This is a genomic window from Microbulbifer epialgicus, assembly GCF_041447265.1.
In the GTDB taxonomy this organism is placed as follows: Bacteria; Pseudomonadota; Gammaproteobacteria; order Pseudomonadales; family Cellvibrionaceae; genus Microbulbifer; species Microbulbifer epialgicus.
Window position 1 is genome coordinate 1 of record NZ_JBGMEK010000152.1, and the last position, 4,832, is coordinate 4,832.

At 43.9% G+C, this 4,832-nt stretch carries 4 protein-coding genes and 1 tRNA gene; 3 read left to right on the plus strand and 2 right to left on the minus strand.

Annotated elements, in window-relative coordinates; all coding sequences use genetic code 11:
• The first annotated feature begins 167 nt into the window (after positions 1-167).
• Positions 168-467: a hypothetical protein gene (locus tag ACCI49_RS23505; RefSeq protein ID WP_371841679.1), complete on the plus strand. Its 300-nt coding sequence runs from the start codon at positions 168-170 to the stop codon at positions 465-467.
• Positions 460-1,395 (plus strand): TauD/TfdA family dioxygenase, encoded by a 936-nt coding sequence (locus ACCI49_RS23510; protein ID WP_371841680.1) that lies wholly within the window; start codon positions 460-462, stop codon positions 1,393-1,395. The genes ACCI49_RS23505 and ACCI49_RS23510 overlap by 8 nt, the downstream gene beginning before the upstream one ends.
• Before the next feature lie 141 nt (positions 1,396-1,536).
• Here ACCI49_RS23510 and ACCI49_RS23515 read toward each other — a convergent pair whose 3' ends face one another.
• The gene (locus tag ACCI49_RS23515; protein ID WP_371841681.1) at positions 1,537-2,217 is read right to left on the minus strand and encodes a glutathione S-transferase family protein; all 681 of its coding nucleotides are present in this window, start codon (positions 2,215-2,217) and stop codon (positions 1,537-1,539) included.
• Between the two features lie 164 nt (positions 2,218-2,381).
• Positions 2,382-3,179 (minus strand): class I SAM-dependent methyltransferase, encoded by a 798-nt coding sequence (locus tag ACCI49_RS23520; protein ID WP_371841682.1) that lies wholly within the window; start codon positions 3,177-3,179, stop codon positions 2,382-2,384.
• A 1,043-nt stretch (positions 3,180-4,222) separates the two neighbouring features.
• On the opposite strand from ACCI49_RS23520, the gene ACCI49_RS23525 reads away from it, so the two are divergent.
• Positions 4,223-4,299 (plus strand) — tRNA-Arg (locus tag ACCI49_RS23525).
• The last annotated feature ends 533 nt before the right edge of the window (positions 4,300-4,832 follow it).

Genomic DNA, 4,832 nt, shown 5'->3' on the forward strand with positions numbered 1-4,832 from the left:
TATAAAACACACTAACTATCAATATTTATCGAATAAGCTCAGTTTTACAACTAAAACTCAACCATAAAATAGCACTCCAATAATTCGTAAATTTATCTCCGAATTTATAGAGATGCCCATCTAGTGGAACATTTATTTTCACTGTGCCACATCCCTGCTTGCCTTTTATGCGTGAGCAATCGCCTCCAATCTACTTTGAGCATGATGATAGAAATTATATGGAAGGTGCGGATGAAACTTTTGAGGGAAAGCTTTGGCGTAGAGATGGGGTTGCTGTATCAGTACGCTGTGTACACAAAACATTCTCCCATTATTTTGAAGCGCTTAAATGTTCTGGATTTAATAAATTGCCATCCTTTAGGGAGCTTGCGGTAACTAAAGAGCACTGGGATCTTGATCCTGATTTTTTTGGTCCATTAAAGGGCTATCCGTTACACATTTTATTTAAGGTGAAGGTAAATGATTAAGATAGCTCCACCAGAACTGGTTCTTGCTCAAGCTTGGAGCGCAATGGATCTTAAAAATAGACCTGATTGGAAGTTCACCTGGCCTGAAGATTGGTACACTGAGGCCCGCTCACTGACCAAGTGGGCTTCCAAACGGAAAAACCCCATCGAAGATATTGAGGCCAATTCTGTATCAACCCCTAGTCTTGACAAGTTATCCCATCATGTCAAACGAGAGCTTCGTGAGGGCAGTGGAGTAGCATGGATTCAGGGCATCACAGGCATTGATCGGGAAAGGCTCAATCTTCTATTTCTAAATTTTAGCCTTGCTCTGGGTAATACTATTGATACTTACGGTAGGCTATATGGAGTTCAGAGCACTGGGAAAGATTACAGGAATGAACCTATTCCTGTCTCACAAACCAATGCAGCTACCGGCGCACATACCGACAGCTCGAAAAAATCAATTCAGCCGGGGATAGTTGGGCTTTGCTGCATTTCTCCAGCGGCCCTTGGTGGCAAGTCACGTGTAGTGTCCGCCGCTAGGGTGCATGAAAACATAAGGGCGCGAGCACCGGATAAGCTAAAACTTCTGTATAAGAGCTATATCCGAGATCTTGTTACTCCAGATAGCAAAAAAAGTATCCAACAGCTATTGAGCAATCAATTTCCTATTTTCAAATATGTTGATAGTAAGCTGTCTATCCGTTACATGCGTTACTGGATTGAAAAAGGTCACCAAAGGGCCGGCAAGTTATTAACGAATGACATTCAACAAGCCTTTGATTTACTAGACTATGAGTTAAATAGCCAGAACAATATGATTAGTTTTTCCATGAAACCAGGAGATATTTTATTTCTTGACAATACCAGGGTCCTTCATGATAGAGAGGAGTTTACTGATACACTCGGCCAAAGGCGTTTATATACACGAGTTTGGATTGCGTAATCTGGTCCTCCCATAGAAATGAGCAAGGAGGGACTTCACCATATTCCGGTAAAAGAAGTAAACGGATAGCAATAGGAAAATTATTAAGTATCTGGCATCCATGTATTGCCATGGGACTATTTTATGACACCTGTCGCCTACTTATCCACGTAAATCTTCCACTACTAATCCCGAGTTGTTCACCTCCTCTTCATGCGCAGATTCACGCCAAGGCTCCTGTAGTGCTTCTGAAATCCAACGCTTCATTGCTGGTAGATTAAGAATACCCTCAACATACCCCTCAGCTACATGACTGGTCGGCAAATTATAGTTCTTAAGCCGAATGGCAATAGGTGCATAAAATGCATCTACAGCTGTAAACGTCTTACCGGCTAAAAAGGGGCCCCCAAAGCGCCCTAACCCTTCTTGCCATAGCTCATCAATGCGATTTAATTCCTTTTTTAACTGCTCGGAAATCTCCTTTAACTCTATGATCAAACCACAGTTCATGGCACAAACTTCTCTCAATACGACAAAACCTGAGTGCATTTCCGCCGATGCGGAGCGTGCCCATGCTCTTGCCAGTTTGTCAATAGGCCATACTTGAGAGTATGACTCTGCCAAATATTCCGCAATCGCGAGGGAATCCCATACAGTAGTATCATTGTCAACTAGACAGGGCACCAACCCTGTAGGAGAAAAACTGTGAAACTTCTCCCAACTACCGCCCTCCTCAAAATTTACCAATTGCTCATTGAAAGGGATCTCCAAATGGCACATCAGTAACCAAGGCCGTAGGGACCAGGAGGAATAGTTTTTATTTGCAATAAATAACTTGTACATGGTTACTCTTATTAAAATTTTCTTTATGATTGCACTTTCTGCCAGATAGAAAATAGAGAATACATTCCTCTTTTGGCAGCCTCTAAACACTTCATTTTATGCTCGTAATCGACATCCATACTTTATACTGCCCCAAGGAAAGTGCAGACTTCCACTTCGCCTTTTTAGTATTTTATCTTTTTCCAGCTGGCCACTATGGCCATCGGTGGTTTGCACTCAGAATTCTCTAAATCAGCACACCAATTGCCTACATTCTTACCTAGCTCTTCAAAACTTTGCAAAACTAGATGATTCGCAATCGCCGCACTCAAGATATCACCTAGTGTATGATGGAAATTATAATTCTCCTTCGCAGGATACTTTTTCCCCTGAAAGTAATCCAACCCCTGGTCATCTCTCTGAGGTTCCCGATTGAAGTATGACATTGCCAAGTGGGATGGATTTCCCTGCTCGTACATATTTAGCACCGGGTGAATTTCCTCCATCAAGAGATATCCGCCAGGTCTTAGGAAAGAGGCACATATATCGGTAAAACGTTCTAAATCTGGCATCCAATTGAGAACACCGACAGTAATTACAACAAAGTCAAAGCTTTCTGAGTAGCAATCTGGCAGCCTATAAACATTACAACACGTAAACTCTATCTCTGGATAGCCTGCCGCTTTTGCCAACGCAATAGCTTGTTCAATAAACTCTTGAGATCCATCAATACCCACACAACGGCCCGCACCTTTCTTCTTAATTGAAATGAGGTCCTTGGCATTGTTACAACAAATCTGTATGACAGATTTGCCTATCAAATCAAAATTACTTACTAGACGATCAAAATCACTTTCAAGTGTATTGAACTCCGGCGAGCATACCTGCTCAAAAAGGTCTTTATTAATCTCCCTGTGAACTGGACCTGCCTCATCCCATGAAGCCAGCGACTTGCTAGTGTAAAACAGTACATCCTTCTTCATATCTATCTCACCTTCCCTTGCGAAAATGAACCTAAAAACTTTTTCTAATTATTTACTGTCAAGGCTGATTTTTCAGCAGCCAAGCCCTTCGAACATGCCTACTTGGCAATTTAAATTTAGCCGCTTAATTCTGCTCTCTATTTTGTTACTCGGACATAAAATACACAACATGCCCCTCAGTAACATTCCCACTGTTATTTTATATGATGCAATTTGTAAAAGAGGGCTAAAGCCACGAGATTGACTTCAGTGGATATCTCCTCCCCCCTTTCTTAAGTTGCTCAGAGCAGATAATTATTCCCCCCCACTCTCTTGCTGGTAACCTCCTCTTAATCTGTACTTCTTAGGGGCACGGTTCGCCCTTGGGAACTTCAATCAGCTTGTTCCACCTTTGTTTTTAAACCAAAGCACTGTAAGCGGATAAAGCCCCGCTTTAGGCAAACTCTTCAAGGACCCATTTGACGAATGCTTTAATGCTGTTGCTGGGCACTGGGCAAATGCACCCTGCACCGAGCGGGCTTCTCAAGACGTCATGCTGACACCGATCTTTGCCCCCAACCAGGGCTGAGGGAAACCGAGCAAAACCTTCTTGATCCGACTGGATGTACCCAGAAGTACAGCCCTCTCAGGTGGAGGGTAAGTGGTCTCGCCCGATAAGGGCACTCGGGTCACCCCATCCCGGTCCTCAATCTAATCGCACTCTCCCAATGGATCTGTATATCGCCTCAGGGTACCGCACAGCATGACTTCTCAGATCTCGTGGCCCTGCGGCCCGCATTCCCACCTTTACGGTAGCTCTGCTGGAAAGCTCCCCAGCCCCTGAGGTTCTCACAAGTCACTATGTGGCACACTACCAAAGCCTGAGCCGTTGCAATAGCCTTGGCTCCCACAATCCGTACTCTAGAGATCAATACCAGCCGAAATTTACCGCTCCTGCAGGGGAAACGCTTCCCGATTTAGGGTAACACAATGATTTTTAAGGTTTTTTTGTGAAAAAATAATTGACTTGGTGCTAGGGGCTCTATAGTATTCGCTCCCGTAACGCGCTCGTAGCTCAGCTGGATAGAGTACCTGGCTACGAACCAGGCGGTCGGAGGTTCGAATCCTCCCGAGCGCGCCATACAAATCAAGGGCTTACCTCTTACGGCGTAGGCCCTTTTTTTTGCTTACAAAATAACCAGCAATATCTCTCGAAAGCGGTATAGCCACCCCCTAAGCTCGCAACTCCTACCCCTCTAATGCCGGGTAAGCCAAGCAGTTGAAACTCACCGCTAGTAGACACCCCTGCCTACTAACCAAGAATTTATGGCGCATTCACCCATCATTGGCCACCACTAGACAATCACCTAGAAAAACGACTGAGGTAACAGGCTGGTCACCTAAGGCCACATCATCCTGTGTAACCTTAACGAAATTTCCTTGACCCCACTGATTTTTAGAAATAGTACTATGCCATTTATTATTTCTCTGAAAGGATGTCGAAGAGGTTTAAGAGTTATAACCAAATCTGGTGTTTGAAGGTTTGAAAAAAAGCGGCGTATCTGGTTGATTTGTTATCGCCAGACAATAAACCAACTAAGAGATACGCCACCATGGACAAGAATACCGTTGTCGAGTTTTCAGGTCGAGAGGAGACGACCGATCCGCTAACAG

Bases quoted from the DNA above. Each gene is read 5' to 3' on its own strand.
- ACCI49_RS23505 (WP_371841679.1), top strand. From the start codon at position 168: ATGCGTGAGCAATCGCCTCCAATCTACTTTGAGCATGATGATAGAAAT.
- ACCI49_RS23510 (WP_371841680.1), top strand. From the start codon at position 460: ATGATTAAGATAGCTCCACCAGAACTGGTTCTTGCTCAAGCTTGGAGC.
- ACCI49_RS23515 (WP_371841681.1), bottom strand. From the start codon at position 2,217: ATGTACAAGTTATTTATTGCAAATAAAAACTATTCCTCCTGGTCCCTA.
- ACCI49_RS23520 (WP_371841682.1), bottom strand. From the start codon at position 3,179: ATGAAGAAGGATGTACTGTTTTACACTAGCAAGTCGCTGGCTTCATGG.